The following is a 17,833-nucleotide window of genomic DNA, read 5'->3' on the forward strand; positions in this document are numbered from 1 at the left end:
CGATTCTCCGCAGCGTTCGGGGTGTCGTCCAGACTTTCAGACCCGACCCCGAATCCGCTCCGCTTCGGGTGCGCGCATCCGGGTGAACGGGACGGGGGCCATCTGCCAAGGGTGCCCGCCCTCAGGCCAGTACGGCGGTGACGTAGGGATCCGGGTCGGCGAGGATGGCGCGGATGGCGGTGCCGGCCGCGCCCCGGGTGGCCGCGTCGGAGGCCAGGGTGGACGCCAGCACGTGGACGGGCGACCAGGCGGCGCTGACCACCCGACGGCCCAGTTCGGCCAGCAGCGGCTCGCGCAGCCACGGTTCCAGCCGCGCGTAGGCGCCGCCCAGGACGACGGTGGGCAGGTCGAGGAGGTTCACCGCGCCGGACAGGGCCACGCCCAACCACTTCGCCGCGTCGTGCACAGCTGCGGTGGCGGTGCGGTCGTTCGCCTTGAGCGCCGTCAGCAGGGTCGGGAGGTCTTCGACGCCTGCCGCGCGCACGATTTCGTCCTGGCCTGCCAGGCGTTCCAGGCAGCCGCGGGAGCCGCACGGGCATCGCGGGCCCCTCGGGTCTACGGAGAGGTGGCCGATCTCGCCGCTGAAACCGGACACGCCTTCGAACAGCTCGCCGTTGAGCACGATGCCCGCGCCGATGCCGATCTCGCCCGAGACGTGCACGAAGTCCGGTGCGCCGCAACCGTGCCGCAGTTCGTCCAGCGCGGCGAGGTTCGCCTCGTTGCCGACCAGCACCGGCACGTCCAGCCCGAGCCGCCGGGTGAGCTCGCCGCGCACGTCCACCTCGCGCCAGCCCAGGTTCGGGGCCAGCCGCAGGATGCCGGTGGCGGACTCGACCAGGCCGGGCACGGCGACACCCACGCCGCCGATGGCCACGTCCTCCTTGAGCGCCAACCGGATCGCGGCGGCGACCCTGGTCAGCACGCGGCTCGGCCGCGACGCGCGGTTGTCGCCGGGGCGCAGCCAGCTCGTGCGGACCCGGCCGGTCAGGTCGACCAGGCAGGTGGCGAGGTGGTCGACGCCGATCTCGACGCCCAGACCGTGCGGTCCGGCGGGGGACAGGTGCAGTGCGGTGCCCCGGCGGCCCGGACCCGGTCTGCTCTGCGCCTCGCCCTCGACCACCAGTCGCGCGCCGATCATCCGGTCCACCAGGCTGGACACGGTGGCCTTGGTCAAGCCGGTGCGGGCGGCGACGGTGGCCCGGGACGAGCCGGGGGCGGCGGCGATCGCGTCCAGCACGAGAGCGCAGTTGTGCCGGCGGACGGTGTGCTGGCTCGCGGGTCGGGACACCGCTGGATCCTAGCGGCACCCCGCGATAAGTTCAGTCATCAAACTTATCGGAGGTGGCCCGGTGGACAGGTCCAGCTTCGGCCTGTGGACGGTCGGCCGGCACACCGGGCTGGTGGTGCCGATGGTGACCACCAACCTGTTCACCCACCCGGTGTTCAAGGACGGCGGGTTCACCTCGAACGACCGGTCGGTGCGGCGGTTCGCGCTGCGCAAGGTGCTGCGCAACCTGGAGCTCGCGGCGGAGCTGGGTGCCTCGACCGTGGTGCTGTGGGGTGGCCGGGAGGGGTCGGAGGTGGACGCGGGCAAGGACGTCCGGGCGGCGCTGGACCGGTACCGGGAGGCGCTGGACATCGTCGTGCGGTACTCCGAGGACCAGGGTTGCGGGCTGCGGTTCGCGGTGGAGCCCAAGCCGAACGAGCCGCGCGGCGACATCCTGCTGCCGACCATCGGGCACGCGCTGGCGTTCATCTCGACGCTGGAGCACCACGAGCTGGTCGGCGTGAACCCCGAGGTCGGGCACGAGCAGATGGCGGGCCTCAACGTCGTGCACGGCGTCGCGCAGGCGCTGTGGCAGGGAAAGCTGTTCCACCTCGACCTCAACGGGCAGAAGGGGCCGCGCTACGACCAGGACCTCGTGTTCGGGCATGGCGACCTGTTGTCCGCCTTCTTCCTGGTCGACCTGGTGGAGCACGGCGGGTACGACGGACCCCGGCACTTCGACTACAAGCCGTTGCGCACCGAGGACCTTGATGGCGTGTGGGTGAGCGCGGCGGCCAACATGCGCACGTATCGGCTGTTGCGGGAGCGGGCGGTGGTGTTCCGGGCCGATCCCGAGGTGCAGGAGGCGTTGCGGCACAGCGGGGTGTATGAGCTGGGCGAGTCGACCTTGGCTCCCGGTGAGTCTGTTGCGGAGTTTGTGGTCCAGGATGAGGATGCTTCCGGTGCGGCGGAGCGGGGTTACGGGTTCGTCCGGTTGTCGCAGTTGGCGTTGGAGCACTTGGTGGGGGCTCGCGGATGACGCTTGTGGCGGGAATCGACTCGTCCACGCAGTCGTGCAAGGTCGTTGTGCGCGACGCGGAGAGCGGTGTCCTGGTGCGGGAAGGGCGTGCGCCGCATCCGCCGGGTACCGAGGTCGATCCCGGGGCGTGGTGGGACGCGTTGGGGGTTGCGTCCCGGGCGGCCGGCGGGCTTGATGACGTGGCGGCTGTTTCGGTTGCGGCGCAACAACACGGGTTGGTCTGTCTGGATGGTTCCGGTGTGGTGGTGCGGCCCGCGTTGCTGTGGAACGACACCCGGTCGGCGGGGGCGGCGCGGGACCTGGTCGCGGAACTCGGCGCGGCGGCGTGGGTGGCGGCGGTCGGCAACGTGCCGGTGGCCTCGCTGACGGTCGCCAAGCTCCGGTGGCTGGCCGAGCACGAACCCGGCAACGCCGACCGGACGGCGGCGGTGTGCCTGCCGCACGACTGGTTGACCTGGCGGCTGTCCGGCGGGCGTGGGGTGGAGTCGCTGACCACGGACCGCAGCGATGCCAGTGGCACGGGCTACTGGTCGGCGGCGGGTGGGGAGTACCGGCTGGAGCTGCTGGAACGGGCGTTCGGGCGGGTGCCGACGGTGGTGCCGTCGGTGCTGGGGCCGGGGGCGCTGTCCGGAAGGTTCGGGGCGGGCTGTGGGGACAACGCCGCCGCCGCGCTTGGCGTGCAGGCCCGGCCCGGTGACGTCGTGGTGTCCGTCGGAACGTCCGGCACGGCGTTCGCCCGCGCGTCCCGGCCGGTCGCCGATCCCACCGGGACGGTGAACGGGTTCGCCGACGCCGAGGGCGGCCACCTGCCGCTGGTCTGCACGCTCAACGCGTCCCGCGTGCTCGACGCGGCGGCCGCGCTGCTGGGCGTCGACCTGGCGGAACTGTCCCGGCTGGCGTCGAGCGCCCCGGCGGGTGCGGACGGGCTGGTGCTGGTCCCGTACTTGGAAGGCGAGCGGACGCCGGACAAGCCGGATTCGACCGGCGCGGTGCACGGGTTGCGGCTGGACAACGCGACACCTGGCAATTTCGCGCGTGCCGCCGTGGAGGGGTTGTTGTGCGGGCTGGCCGACGCGATCGACGCTCTGGCGGCCGTGGGCACGCCGGTCGAACGGGTGCTGCTGATCGGTGGCGGCGCGCGGTCGGCGGCCGTGCGCGAGATCGCGCCCGCCGTGTTCGGCCGCCCGGTGGTCCTGCCCGCGACCGGTGAGTACGTCGCGGACGGTGCGGCCCGGCAGGCGGCGTGGGCGCTGGCCGGCGCGGACGCTCCGCCGCACTGGGCGGAACTGCGGTCGACGGTGGTCGAGGCCGATCCGACGCCGTGGGTTCGCGAGCGCTATGCCACGGCGAGGGATCTGACCGTGAACCGGTGAGGCACGAGTGGATCGGGGCGGACGCCACCGCGCCCGCCGTGACCAAGGGGTGTCACGGCGGGCGCGGTGGGTCAGGCGGTGTTACCTGGTCTGCGGAGGACGGTTCACGTCGTCGCGCCATGCGCCGGTCTCGACGCCGCGGCCCTCGATGAACTCCTTGAACCGCTTCATGTCACCGGAGATCCGGTGGTCCACGACGCCCAGCGCCGCGCCCGCCTTCTCGGTCAGCGTGTCCGGGTCGAACTCCATCTGGAGGTGGACCCGCGTGCTGCGGTCGTCGAGTCGGTGGAAGGTCACCACACCGGCCTGCTTCGGACCGTCGACCGACCGCCACGCGACCCGCTCGTCCGGGTGCTGCTCGGTGATCTCGGCGTCGAACTCCCGCTGCGCGCCGGCGACCTTGGTCACCCAGTGCGTGCGGGTGGGCGTCAGCTGGGTGATGCTCTCCACGCCTTCCATGAAGCGCGGGAAGGACTCGAACTGGGTCCACTGGTTGTACGCCGTGGTGACCGGCACGTCGACGTCTACGGACTTTTCGATCGTCGTCACTGTCAAACAACCTCTTCCTCAAATCGAGTACGAACCTTGGTTACCCCGCTGCCGCGATCCCACACCTGATTTGTCGGATCGGCGGTCGGGCACCCTCGATCGTGGTGAGCGAAGCCGAGGCTCCCGAGGAACGCCGTTTGGCGCGCAACCTCAACGAATTGCCCCAAGAGCTGCGAGTCGCCCAGAGGGTGCGCAGATCTGTTCGGATTCTGCTGCCGATCGCGTTTAGCGGGCGGTACGCGTGGGCGGACGCCTACGTCCGGGGCACCCACCTGGTCACGGTCCTGGTGCGGCGGGGCCGACGCGAGCACGTCATCGAGTTGGCCAACCGGTTCGCCGTACGGGTTGGGGTGCCTGCTGCTCGCCGAAGTTGTGACAGGTGGCGCGAGCGCGGTCAGAAGCCCGCCGAGTAGCGGCTCGCCGCGCGCGTGCGGCTCTGGTGGGCGCGGGCGACGGCGTCAACCAGTTCTTCCTTGGTCATCGAAGACCGGCCGGGCACGTCGAACCGCTTCGCGAGGTCGTACAGGTGGGCCTTGGTCGTCGGGCCGCGCCGCGAGGTGGACGGTCCCTTGTGGCCCTTCGGCTCCGAGTGGGCGCCCTCGCCGTGCTCCTTGGACCGCGTGCGCTGCGCCTTCTTGGACGGTCGCGCGTCCGTGCCGGGCATCGTTCTGTTTTCGCGCATGCGAGGGGGTTACCCCGGCGAGCGGGGAGCCATGCTCAGATCCAGCCCTCGTCCCACGCCATGCGGGCGGCCTCGTAGCGGGTGCTCACGCCGAGCTTGGTCATCGCCGAGGACAGGTAGTTGCGCACCGTCCCGGCCGCCAGGTGGGCCTGCTGGGCGATGGCGGTGACCGTGCCGCCGCGCAACGCGTGCCGCAGCACGTCCAGCTCCCGCGCGGTCAGCGGGCAGGCGTCCTCGGTCAGCGCGGCGGCGGCGATCTCGGAGTCGACGTACCGGCGGCCGGCGTGCACGTCGCGCAGGATCGACGCGAGCTTCGCCGCCGGGGTCGTCTTCGGCACGAACCCCCGCACGCCCGCGCTCAACGCCCGCCGCAGCACGCCCGGCCGCGCGTGCCTGGTCACGATGACCACCGCGACGCCCGCCAGCCCGCGCACCGCCTCGGCCGCCAGCACCCCGTCCCGGCCGGGCATCTCCAGGTCGAACACGGCGATGTCCGGCCGGTGCGCCCGCACCTCCGCCACGGCCGCGTCGCCGTCGCTGGCCTGGGCGACCACGGTCAGGTCGTCCTCCAGCTCCAGCAACGCCGCCAGCGCGCCCCGGATCAGGTCCTCGTCGTCGGCCAGCACCACCCGGATCACGACCGCACCGACCCGACCAGCGCGAACCCGTCGCCGCCCGCGTCCACCTCGACCCGGCCGCCCACCGTCGCGAACCGCTCGCGCAGCCCGGCCAGCCCGGAACCGTCGCCGGCGGGCTCGTCGGTGCGGGCGCCGTCGTTGTGCAGCCGCACGCTGACCTGGCCGTCCGCCACGCTGATGTGCACCGCGCACCGCCGCGCCCGGCTGTGCCGCAGCACGTTCGTGGTGCCCTCGCGGACCAGCGCGCCGAACAGCGGCTGCAACGGCGGCGGCACGTCCGAGGCGTCGCCGGTCACCGCCGTCTCGATCCCGGCGGCCCGCAGCACGCCGACCGCGTTGGTGATCTCGGTCCCGAGGCTGGCCCGCCGGTAGCCCAGCACCACCTCCCGGGTCTCCCGCAGCGCCGTCCGGGCCAGCTCCGCGACCTCGTCGGCGTGCCGCCGGGCCGCCTCGTCGTCCCGGCCGATCAGCCGCGAGGTCAGCTCGCCCTTGAGCGCGATCGCCTGGAGGTGGTGGCCCTGGATGTCGTGCAGGTCGGCGGCGAACCGCAGCCGCTCCTCGGCCACCGCCAGCGCCTCGGCCGCCCGCTGCCCCCGGTCGAGCTTGAGCACCGCGTCCCAGAACCACAGCTGCGCCAGGTCGGCGGTGACGAACGCGCCGACCAGCACCACCGGCATCACCAGCGAGCCGACCACGTCCGGCGAGCGCAGCACCCCGCCCGCCAAGGTGGCCGCGGCCGTGCCCACGACCACGATCAGCAGCCGCGACCCGCCGGGCCGGTTGGCCACCACGTGCGCGATCACCGCGGCCGGCAGCAGGTACCACGCCATCGGGACGGGGGTGTTGTAGCCGGCGTACGTGAGCGCCGCCACGGCCACCGCGAACGTCGCCAGGTGCTCGACGGTCCGCCTGTCGTCACGCCCGAGGCCGCCCATGGCCCGCCACATGTACCGGGCGTGCTGCACGGTCACCAGGACGACCGCCGACGCCAGCAGCGGCGTCCCCAGGGGGCCGTAACGGCCGGTGGACATGTCCAAGGTGGTCACCACGGCCACCATCGCCCCCGCGCCCGCCACCGACCACCAGGTCCAGCGGCGCAGGGAGCCCATCGTCGTCACGCCACGAATCTACGAGCCGGATCGCCCCGCTGTCTGCTGACATCTGTCACATGAACCGGTGAGCGGCGGCACTGCCGGCGCGCGCGGGCCGGGGCGAGGCTGGGGCCATGCGGAATCCGGTGATCGACGTGACGGCGCTGCACTGCCGGTACGGGGAGTTCGAGGCGGTGCGCGGGGTCGACCTCCAGGTCACGCAGGGCGAGCTGTTCGCCCTGCTCGGCACGAACGGGGCGGGCAAGACCACCCTGGTGGAGACCTTGGAGGGGCTGCGCGCGCCGAGCGCGGGACGGGTGCGGGTGCTCGGCGTGGACCCCGGCCGGGACCGGGCGGCGATCCGGGCCAGGACCGGCATCATGTTGCAGCAGAGCGGGTTCCCGGCCGACCTCACGGTCGCCGAGATGGTCCGGCTGTGGGGGCGCGGCCGGCGCGGCGACGCGCTGGAGCGGCTCGACCTGGGCCACCGCCGGGACGTGCGCATCAAGCAGCTCTCCGGCGGCGAACGGCGGCGGCTGGACCTGGTGCTGGCCGTTCAGGGCGAGCCCGAACTGCTGTTCCTGGACGAGCCGACCACCGGGCTGGACCCGGAGTCCCGGCAGCGCACCTGGGACGTGGTGCGCGAGCTGCTCGCGCGGGGCACGACCGTGGTGCTGACCACGCACTACCTGGAGGAGGCGGAGTCGCTCGCGCACCGGCTGGCGATCCTGCACCAGGGGCGGGTGGCGGTGACCGGGGCGCTGGTGGACGTGCTGGCCGCGCAGCCCTCGCGGATCTCGTTCGACCTGCCGCACCCGTTCGACGTCGGCGCGCTGCCGATGCTGTCCGGGGACGTGGTGCACGTGCCGTCCGGGCGGGTCGACGTGCGCACCAGGCAGTTGCAGGACGACCTCGACGTCCTGCTGGCGTGGGCGCGCCGGGAAGGGCTGGCGCTGGGCCGGCTGCGGGCGCACCACGCGTCCCTGGAGGACGTCTTCCACGCGACGAGGCAGGTGACGGCGGCATGATCACCGCACTGGGCGTGGCCGAGCTGAAGATGTTGCTGCGCAACCGGACGGCCGCCGCACTGGCGTTCGCGATGCCGCTGGCGATGGGGGTGTGGTTCGCCACGAGCCTGGGTGCCGAGGCGTGGCCGGTGGCGATCACCCTGCAACTGCTGGGCAGCATGGGGTTCACCGCGTACGTGACGATCACGACCTCGCTCACCTCGCGCCGCCAGGACCTCTACCTCAAGCGGCTGCGCACCGGCGCGGCGTCGGACGCGGTGGTGCTGACGGGGGTCGTGCTGCCGCCCGTGCTGCTGGCGCTGGTGCAGGTGGTGCTCCTGCTGGGGGTGAGCCTGGCGGCCGGCGCGCCGCTGCCGCAGCGGCCGGAACTGGTGCTGCTCGCGGTGGTCGGCGGGGTGGCGATGAGCGCGGCGGCCGGCGTCGCGACCAGCGGCATCACCTCGACCGCCGAGCTCGCCCAGATCACCACCGGGCCGTTCTTCCTGGCCCTGTTCGCCGGCGGGGTGTGGGCGGCGAACACGTCCGACCCGCGCGCCCTGGCCGTGCCCGGCGGCGGGGTGGCGGACCTGGTCCGGGTCGCCTGGGGCGGCGACGGGCGGCCGGAACTGGCGGCGCTGTCGCTGCTCGGGTGGACCGCGCTGGGGTGCGTGGCCTCCCTGCGGCTGTTCCGCTGGGACGCGCGCGACTAGGTCGTATTTCGAAGGTGCGGTGATCGGCGGCGGGTCGGTGGCCGGAACGCGGCGAGGTCTCCGGTAAGTGGGTTGGCGACCGAGCAGACCTGGCACCGGAGACCTCGTGGCCGGCGTAGCGGCAGCGGGGCGGGCCGACCTGACCGACGCGCAGTGGGCGGTGCTGCGGCCGTTGCTGCCCGTCGGCGCCAAGCCGGGCCGTCCGCCGAAGTGGGGCAAGCGGCGGTTGATCGACGGTATCCGGTGGCGGGTGCGCGTCGGTGCCCCGTGACGTTCCGCCCGACTACGGACCCTGGCAGACCGTGTACGAGTTGTTCCGGCGCCGGCAGCGGGCCGGGGTCTGGCGGCGGATGCTGACCGCGTTGCAGGCCCGTGCGGACGCCGCCGGGTCGATCGTGTGGGACGTGAGCGTCGATTCCACGGTCATGCGGGCGCACCAGCATGCCGCCGGTGCGCGTAAGAAGGGGATCTCCAGGTCGAACCGCCCGACACCGACACGGGCGGGACCGAGCCCGACGACCACGGGCCGGGGCGGGCGCGGCTGGACCAGCAAGCTGCACCTGGCCTGCGAGCAACGGCGGCGGCCGTTGTCGTTGCTGGTCACCGCCGGACAGCGGGGCGACAGCCGGCAATTCACGACGGTGATCGAGCGGATCTCGGTGCCGCCCCTCGGCCCCAGCCGGGCCAGGACGAGACCGGACCGGGTTCTGGCGGACAAGGCATACAGCTAACTCGCCCTCCGCTACCAGGCCACCATCGACATCGCCGCCATCAACACCTGGCTACGCCACATCTGGAACACGCGCTAGCGGTGACCTGCGAGTCTCGTCGAGGCCGGAGGCGGTTCGGTGGCCCGACCTCCTCGTCCACACGGGAGGGAGTCGGTCGTCGTGGCCCGTGCCGGCGTCGGCGCGGGCACGGGGCGTCAGCCGGCCAGGGCGTCGTGCTCCACGGACACCGCGAACGGGTTGTCCATCCGGTAGCCGACCCCGCGCACGGTGGTGATCAGCGACGCCGCGTCGCCGAGCTTGCGGCGGATCCGGCGCACGTGCACGTCCACCGTCCGGGTGTCCACGAAGCTGTTCGAGCCCCACACGCTGTTCATCAGCGCGGTGCGCCGGTGCACTTGGCGGGGGTGGGTGCACAGGTGGTGCAGCAGGTCGAACTCCAGCCTGGTCAGCTCCACGTTCACCCCCCGGTGCAGCACCCGGCGGGAGTCCGCCAGGATGCGCAGCTCGGGTTCGGAGCGCGGGACCGGCAGGTCCACCACCACGTCCACCTCGGGCAGGTCCAGCGCGGACCGCAACGCCTCGGCGAGCTGCGCGGCGGTGTCCACCACCTGGGCGGTCGGCGCGCTGAGGCGGATGACGACCGTCACGTCGACGGTCGTCACATCGGGGACTGCCTTCACCACGGCCACGATGGGAATCGGACCAGCCACGTGCGCGGGGCGTCAACGCCGTCCAAGAGGTGGGAGGCGTTGACAAGGGCGATGATGGGCTCATGACGACCATCACGCTCAACAACGGCGTCACCATGCCGCAGCTCGGTTTCGGCGTGTTCCAGGTGTCCACACAGGACACCGAGGACGCGGTGGCGGAGGCGATCCGGGTCGGTTACCGCAGCATCGACACCGCCGCCGCCTACGGCAACGAGGAGCCCGTGGGCCGGGCCGTCGCCGCCTCCGGCCTGCCGCGCGACGACCTGTTCGTCACCACCAAGCTGTGGAACACCGACCAGGGCTACGACGAGGCGCTGCGCGCGTTCGACACCAGCCTGGGCAAGCTCGGGCTGGACCGGCTCGACCTCTACCTGATCCACTGGCCGGCCGCCGAGCGCGGGCGGTACGTCGACTCGTGGCGCGCGCTGGGCAAGCTGCTCGCGGACGGCCGGGTGCGCGCGATCGGCGTGTCCAACTTCCAGGTGCCCCATCTCGAACGGGTGATCGAAACGACCGGCGCGGTGCCCGCGGTCAACCAGGTCGAGCTGCACCCCCGGTTCCAGCAGGAGGAGCTGCGCCGATTCCACGCCGGACACGGCATCGCCACCGAGGCGTGGAGCCCGCTCGCGCAAGGTGGTGACCTGTTGCGTGACGAGGTGGTCACGGCGATCGCGGACAAGCACGGCCGCACCCCGGCGCAGGTGGTGCTGCGCTGGCACCTCCAGCTGGGCAACGTGGTGATCCCCAAGTCCGTCACGCCGAGCCGGATCGCGGAGAACTTCGCGGTCACCGACTTCGAGCTGGACCGGGACGACCTCGACCGGATCGCGACCCTGGAGACCGGGCAGCGGGTGGGGCCGGACCCGGACAAGTTCAACTAGAACCGGGAAAAGTCCACCCCACCGCTACCCCGCCGGCGCCTCGACCGGCCCGCCGGAACGCCAGTGCACGCCGTCGGCCCGGTCGAGCAGCCCTTCGTCCACGAGGTACCGGCGCACCGTCACGTGGTCGACCTCGCCGCCGGCGCACCACCCGCCGAGCACCTCGGCCACCTCGCGCTCGGGGTAGCGGCGCCCGGGTTCGAACGCGGTGCACACCTGTTCGAGCACCGCGCGCCGGCGGCCGTGCCGGCCGGGCAGCCTGACCAGGCGACCGTCCCTCAGGAACGGATCCTCCGCGACCCGCTCGACCCGCGCGGCCCGTTCGAACACGTCGTGGCGCACCAGCATCTCACCGGGCCGCCCGGCCACCAGCCCGGCGCCGCGCAGCTTGCGCAGCGCCACCTCCACCCGCCGGGCGTCCACACCGGCCTTCTCGGCGATTTCCGCGGTGCTGCGGGCTCCCGGCACCAGCGCCGACACAACGCGTAGTCGCCGGCGGGTCCGCGAGCAATCCGATCAGCGCGTCAGGGGTCACGGGAAGAGTCAACCGAACCCGGGCCTCCGGTGCACGCCCGTCAGGGGCGGACCTTAATACCCGTGCGCACTGATCACCTCTTCCCCCTGGCGTCGGTGGAGCCCGTTTTCGGCATGCCCACCGAGCACGCCCGCAAGTTCCAGCAGGTGGCCGCGGAGCAGGACCTCGTCATCGACGTGCGGGGCACCAACCCGCACGCGGTGTCGTGGCTGCGCGACGGCGCGTTGCCCAAGCCCGAGCCGGTGAAGGCCAAGACGATCGACGACCTGGACGTCCGGCTGGGAGCGCGGCCCCGGCACCGCGGCCTGGTCGGCTTCTTCCTGCCCGCGTTACCCGGGCACGGTGTCACCGAGCGGCTGTGGAGCCGGTTCACCCAGCGGCGCGACGAGTTCGACGCGCTCGGCGCGAAGATGGCGCTGCTGGAACGCCGCGGTGAATACCTCGTGCGCGACGGCGTGGTGCACGGCTTCGACCGGCGCGGCCGGCTGCGACCGCTGACCGGCGACCACGACGTGTTCGACATCCGGGCCTCGGGCGGGCGTCCACTCACCACCAAGCGCTACGACCGCGCGGTGGCCACGATGATGGGCATGGACATGGGCGTCACCCACGGGGCCCACATGTACTGGCAACCGACCACGCCCGCGGACCGGTCGATGTTCGAGTCCATCGCGGGCAGCACCAGCCCCAAGCTCCGGTTCCACCCCGACGGCACGATGACCGCCGGCGACTACCGCCGGGTGAACGCGGGCACGAACGTGATGACCAGGCCGGCGAGCGTGGCCCGTCCGTACGCGACGGTCTCCAGCGTGGGCAGTTGAAGCCACTGCGTCGACGACGCCATGTCGGTGACCAGGAGCTTGCCGTAGACCAGGAGGAGAGCGATGCCGTAGAGGCGGGCGTACTCGTGCTTCCACGCCAGCAGCAGGCCGATCAGCCCGGTGCACACGTGCAGGGTCTGGTCGGCGGCGCCGAGCGGTAACACGGGGACCACCGCCACCACGATCTGCAGCGAGCCCACGACGAGCGCGAGCAGTTGCGCCCGGCTCAGCCGCGCCCTGGCGGCACCCGGCGCCGTGCCGGCCTTCGCCGGTCCCTGTTTTCGCATGGCTTCGGATACCCGTCGCGGCACCCGGACCACGCCGGCCCGGGAGCTTTCCCCCGGGCCGGTCCGGTTGTCCGCCCCATCGGGTGGTGCTTTGCGGCGCCCATCGGGGTACCGGCTTCCGGGCGACCGTCCGGCCTACGCCGACCGGGTGGCCGCCGCACCCCACGGCCGGATGCCCCCCGCCGTGGTTCCCGTGCCCGGCACCGCCGGCCGGCTTGACAACGGTGGTGCGGTCGTCGTGCCGCCGCCGGGCCTCGGCATCGAGCGGGCGTCCTGCGGCTGTCTTGGACGGCACGGCGTGCGCCCGGCGTCGGCGGGTGCGCACGACGGCGCGGCCAGGCGTGAACCGGTGCGGTTCAGCGCAGCAGCGGCTCCAGCGCCGCCCGCCCGTCCTGCGCGGCCTGCGCGGCCGGGCGCTCCCGCCCGAGCACCTGCCGCACCATGGTCGAGATCGCCGCCGACACCTCCGGGTAGCGCGGCCCGTACACCACCCGGGCGCCGGCCAGTTGCCCGATGAACGCGGGCACGTTCGGGTCCCACCGCCACGCCAGGTCGTCCACGGTGTCCGACCGGTTGGGCAGCGCGTTGAGCGCCGCGCCGAACTCGGTCGCGTTGTCCCGCTCCTCGGCCAGCCACCGCAGCACGTCCCACGCCCGGTCGGCGTGCCGCCCGGCCCGCCCGAGCACCCACGCCTCGCCGCCCAGCAGCGACCCACCGCCCGCCGCCCCGGTCGGCAGCGGCGCGGCACCCCAGTCCAGCCCGGCGGAGTTCAGCGCGGGCGCGCTCCACGGGCCGTTGACCATCATCGCGCACCGCCCCGCCGCGAACTCGCGCTCCACGTCGGAGTCGTTCCACCGCAGCACGTCCGGCGGCGCGCTGCGGTCGACGTTGACCAAACCATCCACAAAGGACAGTGCGCGGACGCCCGGGTCCGCGCCGACGTCCGTCACGTCCCCGCCCGCCTGCCACAGCAGCGGCAGGAAGTTCGCGGTCGCCGCGCCCCCGTTCGCCGCGAAGCACAGCCCCCACTGCCCGGACACGGTCAGCGCCTGGGCGGTGGCCCGCAGCTCCTCCCAGGTCCGGGGCGGGTCGGCCACGCCACCGGCCGCGAACAGGTCGCGGTTGTAGAGCAGCGCCGTGGTGCTGGTCCGCAACGGCACCCCGTAGAACTTGTCCTGGTACCGCACGCTCGCCCGGACCGGCTCCAGGAACCGGTCCTTCACGTCCCACGACGAGTACCGGGGCGTCAGGTCGGCCAGCACGTCCTGCCCGGCCAGCCGCGGCAGCGCGGCCACGTCCACGGCGGCGATGTCCGGGAACGTGCCCGCCGCGACGGCCTGCGCCAGCTTCGCGTCGAAGTCGGCCCGGGGGATCGCGGTCCGCCGGATCTCCACCTCCGGGTGCGCGTCCTGGTAGCGCTTGACCAGTTGGCCGACCGCCTGGTCGGCCATGGGGGAGTGGTCCAGGTAGTCCCACCAGGTCAGCGTCACCCGGTCGGCGGGCACCGGGTCGCCACCACCGCACGCCACGACGGCGAGCAGCAGGACCACCGCGAGCAGCGGGGGCGTCCGTGCGTACTTCGGTGGGTCCTTCGGTGGGTCCTTCTGGGCCCGCTGGATCATGCCGCACCTTTCGACACAGGCGGCGGCCTCGTCAATCGGAGGTCACGCCGTCCTACCCCGGCGCGGGACGGGGTGTCAAGATCAGGCCTTGGTCCGTTCGCGCGGCGGGGCCTCGGCCGAGGGGTGCGCCGGGGGTGCGCCGTCGGGCCGCTCGGCCTCGGGACCGGGGCGCTCGTGGCCGGTCGGCTCGCCGTCGACGAGGTACGTGGCCGCCAACTCGTCGTAGATCGGGGTTGAACTCACGATTCGGGATACTGTCCGCCGGAGCGCTCCGGCGCTGCCCGGCTCACCTGTGTGGGTTACCCATCGGCTGCGTCAAGCCGCAGTTTTGCGGAAACGATCCCCGCTGTGCGGTAGGCGGCGCGGTATCGCACCCCACTCCGTACGGACGGTCCGGCTCGTCCCGTGACGCCCTGCGGACCGTGGTGCCGACCCCGCTCGGGACGCTGTCGGTGCACCACCGGCGGCCAGGGCCCGGTGGCCTGCCGGACAACCCCGCTCGTGCCCGGCGCCCCGCCCTCCCGGTGGTTCTCCGGTGAGCGCGCCGGCGAGGAAGGCCCAGTTCGTCGTCCGGCAATCCAGGTCGGCGGCCGGACCGCGTAACAGGGCCACCTGCCCGCACGATGATGGCGTAGGCGGCCACCGCCCCCCCAGGCCGCCTGCGAAGACCCGGCCGGGGCTCCCCTCCCCCCGAGGAGCTCCGGCCGGGCCGCGCACTGCTCCGGACCGTTGTGGACGCCCGGCCACGACGACGCGGAAATCGTCAGGTGGTAAGAAGTTTCGCGCGCAGAGAGATCGCGTACGTGGTCACCCCGGCACCCGTCGGGCGGGCTCGCGGTGCGCCGGCTGGTGCACCTCGGGCGGCGTCGGCGGTTCGGGGATCGGCAGGGTCACCGGCGCGCCGGGCTCGACCACCACGGGTTCGCCGTGGTGCGCGGTGCGCAGCGGACCACCGGCGACGATCCGGTAGGTGGCCTCGCCCCGGGTGATCGCGACGGAGAACCTGATGCCCTGGAAGGACATCCGGAACGCGAGCCGGTCCAGGCCCGGTGGCAGCCGCGGCGCGAACGTGAGCCCGCTGTGGTCGCGCATCCCGCCGAACCCGGCCACCACGCCGATCCACGCGCCAGCCAGCGACGCCATGTGCAATCCGTTGTGGACGTTGTCGTGCAGGTCGTGCAGATCGGTGAAAGCCGCCTCCGCCAGGTAGTCGTAGGCCAGTTGGAGCGCCCCGACCTCGGCCGCAAGCACGGACTGCGTGCCGGCGGACAGTGACGAGTCACGCACGGTCCGTGCCTCGTAGTAGGCGAAGTTCGCGGCCTTCTCGGCGGCGGTGAACGCGTCGCCCCGCACGTGCATGGCCAGCACCAGGTCCGCCTGCTTGATCACCTGCTTGCGGTACAGGTCGAAGTACGGCTTGCTCAGCAGCAGCGGGTACTGCCCGGGATCGGTGCCCGCGAAGTCCCACTCGGCATGCGCGGTGAACCCCTCGGCCTGCTGGTGCACGCCCAGCAGCGCGTCGAACGGCACCCGCATCCGCATCGCGGCCTCCAGCCACGCCGTGCGCTCGTCGGGGTGCACCTCCAGCGCGGACGCGGTGGCGGGGTTGCGCTCGCACGCCTCGGCCGCCTCCCGCAGGTTCTTCTGCGCGATCAGGTTCGTGTAGACGTTGTTGTCCACGATCGCCGAGTACTCGTCGGGCCCGGTGACCCCGTCGATGCGGAACCCGCCGTGCTTGTCGTGGTGTCCCAACGACATCCACAGCCGCGCGGTCTCCACGAGCAGTTCCGTGCCGCACTCCCGGTCGAACTCCTCGTCACCGGTCGCCGCGTGGTACTGCGCGACCGCGTGCGCGATGCCGCCGGAGACGTGGAACGCGGCGGTGCCGGCGGGCCAGTAGGCCGAGCACTCGGCGCCGTTGATGGACCGCCAGGGGAACGCCGCACCGTGCTGGCCCAGCACCTGCGCGCGGTCCCGGGCCTTGTCCACGGTGGAGTGCCGCCAGCGCAAGGCGTCCCGCGCGGCGTCCGGCACGGTGTAGGTGAGCACCGGCAGCACGAACATCTCGCTGTCCCAGAACGCGTGCCCGTCGTAGCCGGGCCCGGTGAGCCCCTTGCCCGGGATGGCCCGGGTCTCCCCGCGCGCCCCGGCCTGGAGGATGTGGAACAGCGCGAACCGCATCGCCTGCTGGAGCTCCTCGTCGCCGTCCACCTCGATGTCGGCGACCTCCCAGAAGTCGTCCAGGAACGCCTTCTGCTCGGCCAGCAGGCCCTGCCAGCCGGTCTGCCGCGCGCCCGCCAGCGCCGCCTCCACCTGCGCCCGCAGCGCCGGCACCGACCGCTGCGTCGACCACCCGTAGCCCAGGTACTTGGTCAGCCGCAGGGCGTTCCCGGCCGGCACGTCCGCCGCCGCGGTGAACCGGACCAGGTCGTCCTCGGCGTGGATGTGGCTGCGCAGGCCGTTCCCGGCTTCGAGCTCGTGGTCCATGCCGGCGGCCAGCCGCAGGCCCGAGTGCCGGGTGCGGTGCGCCAGCACCGCCCGCTTGCCCTCCGCCCAGCGGAACTCCGCGACCAGCGGGGCGTCCAGCGCCGCCGCCACCCTGGGATCACCGGACCGCTCCTCTATCGGCTCGTTGGCCAGCAGGTCGGACTGCAGCACGAGCTGGAGGTCGTCCTCCGGTTCCACGACGTAGTGGATCGCGGCGACCGCGCGCTGGGTGAACGACACCAGCCGCTCGCTGGTGACGGTGACCTTGCGGCCGGTGGGCGACTCCCACACCGTGCGGCGGCGCAGCGTGCCGGTGCGGAAGTCCAGCTCCCGCTCGTGCTCCAACGCCCGCCCGTACCGCATGTCCAGCGGCTCGTCCTCCACCAGCAGGCGGATCACCTTGCCGTCGGTGACGTTCACGACCGTCTGCCCGGCTTCGGGGTAGCCGTAGCCCGCCTCGCCGTACGGGAGCGCGTGCTCCTCGTAGAACCCGTTGAGGTACGTGCCCGGCAGACCGCGCGGCTCGCCCTCGTCCAAGGTGCCGCGCATCCCGATGTGCCCGTTGGACAGCGCGAAGGTCGACTCCGTGCGGCGCAGGTCCGGCACGGACAGCCCGCGCCACCGCAACGACCACGGCCCGATGTCGTACCCCGTCACAGCAGCTCCGCCAGGTCCTCGACCACCACGTCCGCCCCGTTCTCCCGCAACGCCTCCGCCTGCCCTGCCCGGTCCACGCCCACGACGTGCCCGAACTCGCCCGCACGACCCGCCTGGACGCCTGCCAGCGCGTCCTCGAACACAGCCGCCTGCGACGGTCGCACGCCGAGCATCCGCGCGCCCGCCAGGAACGAGTCCGGCGCGGGCTTGCCGTTCAGCCCGTCTCGGCTGATCACCACGCCGTCCACCAGCGCCTGCACGAACCGGGACAGCCCGGCGGCGTCGAGCACGCGGGTCGCGTTCGCCGACGAGGTGACCACGCCGATGGCGACCTTCCCGGCGGCGGCCTCCAGGTAGCGCACCGAACCGGGGTACGGGCTGACGCCCTCGTCCCGGATGATCGCGTCGATCAGCACGTTCTTGCGGTTGCCGACACCGTGCACGGTGTCCTTGTCCGGCGGGTCGTCCGGCGCGCCCTCGGGCAGCGTGATGCCCCGCGACGCCAGGAACGACCGCACGCCGTCGTACCGCGGCCGGCCGTCCACGTACCGGATGTAGTCCTCCTCGGTGAACGGCGGCCCGCCGCGCGGGCCGAGGAAGTCGTCGAACGTGCGCCGCCACGCGCGGCGGTGCAGGACGGCGGTGCTGGTCAGCACCCCGTCGAGGTCGAAGAGGCAGGCGGTGATCCCGTCCGGCAAACCGAGGTTCATGATCGGTGTCTACCCGTTCGCGTAGTGGGGTACCCG

At 73.0% G+C, this 17,833-nt stretch carries 21 protein-coding genes; 9 read left to right on the top strand and 12 right to left on the bottom strand.

The genetic code is table 11. The features are described 5' to 3' along the window. Nucleotides 1-121: 121 nt before the first annotated feature. A complete protein-coding gene (locus BN6_RS12620) occupies nucleotides 122-1,288 on the bottom strand; it encodes an ROK family transcriptional regulator (RefSeq protein ID WP_015100026.1) in 1,167 nt (388 codons plus the stop codon). Between the two features lie 121 nt (nucleotides 1,289-1,409). Between BN6_RS12620 and xylA the strand changes: the two genes are divergently transcribed. Together xylA and BN6_RS12630 are read left to right on the top strand one after the other, a co-directional pair. Beyond that, complete coding sequence (gene xylA, locus BN6_RS12625; protein WP_408005335.1) at nucleotides 1,410-2,306, top strand: xylose isomerase; 897 nt, start codon at nucleotides 1,410-1,412, stop codon at nucleotides 2,304-2,306. Beyond that, the gene (locus tag BN6_RS12630; protein WP_015100028.1) at nucleotides 2,303-3,679 is read left to right on the top strand and encodes a xylulokinase; all 1,377 of its coding nucleotides are present in this window, start codon (nucleotides 2,303-2,305) and stop codon (nucleotides 3,677-3,679) included. Before xylA ends, BN6_RS12630 begins: the two co-directional genes overlap by 4 nt. 81 nt (nucleotides 3,680-3,760) lie before the next feature. Here the strand turns inward: BN6_RS12630 and BN6_RS12635 are convergent, their stop codons facing one another. Beyond that, on the bottom strand, nucleotides 3,761-4,228 hold the full coding sequence (locus tag BN6_RS12635; protein ID WP_015100029.1) for an SRPBCC family protein: 468 nt from the start codon (nucleotides 4,226-4,228) through the stop codon (nucleotides 3,761-3,763). Between the two features lie 104 nt (nucleotides 4,229-4,332). On the opposite strand from BN6_RS12635, the gene BN6_RS50175 reads away from it, so the two are divergent. After that, nucleotides 4,333-4,641, top strand: a complete 309-nt coding sequence (locus BN6_RS50175; protein ID WP_408005298.1) for a DUF6328 family protein — start codon at nucleotides 4,333-4,335, stop codon at nucleotides 4,639-4,641. Here the strand turns inward: BN6_RS50175 and BN6_RS12645 are convergent. Genes BN6_RS12645 through BN6_RS12655 form a run of 3 tightly spaced genes read right to left on the bottom strand, consistent with a single transcriptional unit; the run spans nucleotide 4,623 to nucleotide 6,657 of the window. Further along, nucleotides 4,623-4,910 carry a Rho termination factor N-terminal domain-containing protein gene (locus BN6_RS12645; protein WP_015100031.1) on the bottom strand — a complete coding sequence of 96 codons (288 nt, stop codon included), beginning with the start codon at nucleotides 4,908-4,910 and terminating at the stop codon, nucleotides 4,623-4,625. The two genes, BN6_RS50175 and BN6_RS12645, sit on opposite strands and share 19 nt — an antisense overlap. Nucleotides 4,911-4,945: 35 nt before the next feature. Then, on the bottom strand, nucleotides 4,946-5,548 hold the full coding sequence (locus BN6_RS12650; RefSeq protein ID WP_015100032.1) for a response regulator transcription factor: 603 nt from the start codon (nucleotides 5,546-5,548) through the stop codon (nucleotides 4,946-4,948). Then, nucleotides 5,545-6,657: a sensor histidine kinase gene (locus BN6_RS12655; RefSeq protein ID WP_015100033.1), complete on the bottom strand. Its 1,113-nt coding sequence runs from the start codon at nucleotides 6,655-6,657 to the stop codon at nucleotides 5,545-5,547. The genes BN6_RS12650 and BN6_RS12655 overlap by 4 nt, the downstream gene beginning before the upstream one ends. A gap of 116 nt (nucleotides 6,658-6,773) precedes the next feature. Between BN6_RS12655 and BN6_RS12660 the strand changes: the two genes are divergently transcribed. The 4 genes from BN6_RS12660 (at nucleotide 6,774) to BN6_RS48635 (ending at nucleotide 9,087) form a co-directional block, all read left to right on the top strand. Beyond that, nucleotides 6,774-7,667: an ABC transporter ATP-binding protein gene (locus BN6_RS12660; protein ID WP_015100034.1), complete on the top strand. Its 894-nt coding sequence runs from the start codon at nucleotides 6,774-6,776 to the stop codon at nucleotides 7,665-7,667. Beyond that, nucleotides 7,664-8,356 (top strand): ABC transporter permease, encoded by a 693-nt coding sequence (locus tag BN6_RS12665; RefSeq protein ID WP_015100035.1) that lies wholly within the window; start codon nucleotides 7,664-7,666, stop codon nucleotides 8,354-8,356. Before BN6_RS12660 ends, BN6_RS12665 begins: the two co-directional genes overlap by 4 nt. Before the next feature lie 106 nt (nucleotides 8,357-8,462). Then, nucleotides 8,463-8,627, top strand: a complete 165-nt coding sequence (locus BN6_RS48630; protein WP_015100036.1) for a transposase — start codon at nucleotides 8,463-8,465, stop codon at nucleotides 8,625-8,627. 31 nt (nucleotides 8,628-8,658) lie between these two features. Then, on the top strand, nucleotides 8,659-9,087 hold the full coding sequence (locus BN6_RS48635) for a transposase (RefSeq protein WP_231905238.1): 429 nt from the start codon (nucleotides 8,659-8,661) through the stop codon (nucleotides 9,085-9,087). A gap of 194 nt (nucleotides 9,088-9,281) precedes the next feature. Here BN6_RS48635 and BN6_RS49550 read toward each other — a convergent pair whose 3' ends face one another. After that, nucleotides 9,282-9,767, bottom strand: coding sequence for a winged helix-turn-helix domain-containing protein (locus BN6_RS49550; RefSeq protein WP_269454332.1), 486 nt, complete (start codon nucleotides 9,765-9,767; stop codon nucleotides 9,282-9,284). Nucleotides 9,768-9,859: 92 nt separating this feature from the next. On the opposite strand from BN6_RS49550, the gene BN6_RS12680 reads away from it, so the two are divergent. Next, nucleotides 9,860-10,678: an aldo/keto reductase gene (locus BN6_RS12680; RefSeq protein WP_015100039.1), complete on the top strand. Its 819-nt coding sequence runs from the start codon at nucleotides 9,860-9,862 to the stop codon at nucleotides 10,676-10,678. 24 nt (nucleotides 10,679-10,702) lie between these two features. Here the strand turns inward: BN6_RS12680 and BN6_RS12685 are convergent, their stop codons facing one another. Beyond that, a complete protein-coding gene (locus tag BN6_RS12685) occupies nucleotides 10,703-11,158 on the bottom strand; it encodes a DUF2087 domain-containing protein (protein ID WP_015100040.1) in 456 nt (151 codons plus the stop codon). Between the two features lie 117 nt (nucleotides 11,159-11,275). Between BN6_RS12685 and BN6_RS12690 the strand changes: the two genes are divergently transcribed. Then, nucleotides 11,276-12,034 (top strand): hypothetical protein, encoded by a 759-nt coding sequence (locus BN6_RS12690; RefSeq protein ID WP_231905240.1) that lies wholly within the window; start codon nucleotides 11,276-11,278, stop codon nucleotides 12,032-12,034. On the opposite strand, the gene BN6_RS12695 is transcribed toward BN6_RS12690, so the two are convergent. From BN6_RS12695 to BN6_RS12710, 5 genes are all read right to left on the bottom strand, one after another. Then, complete coding sequence (locus tag BN6_RS12695; protein WP_041312674.1) at nucleotides 11,944-12,321, bottom strand: hypothetical protein; 378 nt, start codon at nucleotides 12,319-12,321, stop codon at nucleotides 11,944-11,946. The two genes, BN6_RS12690 and BN6_RS12695, sit on opposite strands and share 91 nt — an antisense overlap. Nucleotides 12,322-12,677: 356 nt before the next feature. After that, nucleotides 12,678-13,943: an ABC transporter substrate-binding protein gene (locus BN6_RS12700; protein ID WP_015100043.1), complete on the bottom strand. Its 1,266-nt coding sequence runs from the start codon at nucleotides 13,941-13,943 to the stop codon at nucleotides 12,678-12,680. Nucleotides 13,944-14,024: 81 nt separating this feature from the next. Continuing rightward, nucleotides 14,025-14,186 carry a hypothetical protein gene (locus tag BN6_RS46620; protein WP_015100044.1) on the bottom strand — a complete coding sequence of 54 codons (162 nt, stop codon included), beginning with the start codon at nucleotides 14,184-14,186 and terminating at the stop codon, nucleotides 14,025-14,027. A 564-nt stretch (nucleotides 14,187-14,750) separates the two neighbouring features. After that, nucleotides 14,751-17,087 (bottom strand): glycoside hydrolase family 65 protein, encoded by a 2,337-nt coding sequence (locus BN6_RS12705; RefSeq protein WP_015100045.1) that lies wholly within the window; start codon nucleotides 17,085-17,087, stop codon nucleotides 14,751-14,753. Then, complete coding sequence (locus BN6_RS12710) at nucleotides 17,084-17,797, bottom strand: beta-phosphoglucomutase family hydrolase (RefSeq protein ID WP_015100046.1); 714 nt, start codon at nucleotides 17,795-17,797, stop codon at nucleotides 17,084-17,086. Before BN6_RS12710 ends, BN6_RS12705 begins: the two co-directional genes overlap by 4 nt. Nucleotides 17,798-17,833: the final 36 nt, after the last annotated feature.

This window comes from Saccharothrix espanaensis DSM 44229, assembly GCF_000328705.1.
Taxonomy (GTDB): domain Bacteria; phylum Actinomycetota; class Actinomycetes; order Mycobacteriales; family Pseudonocardiaceae; genus Actinosynnema; species Actinosynnema espanaense.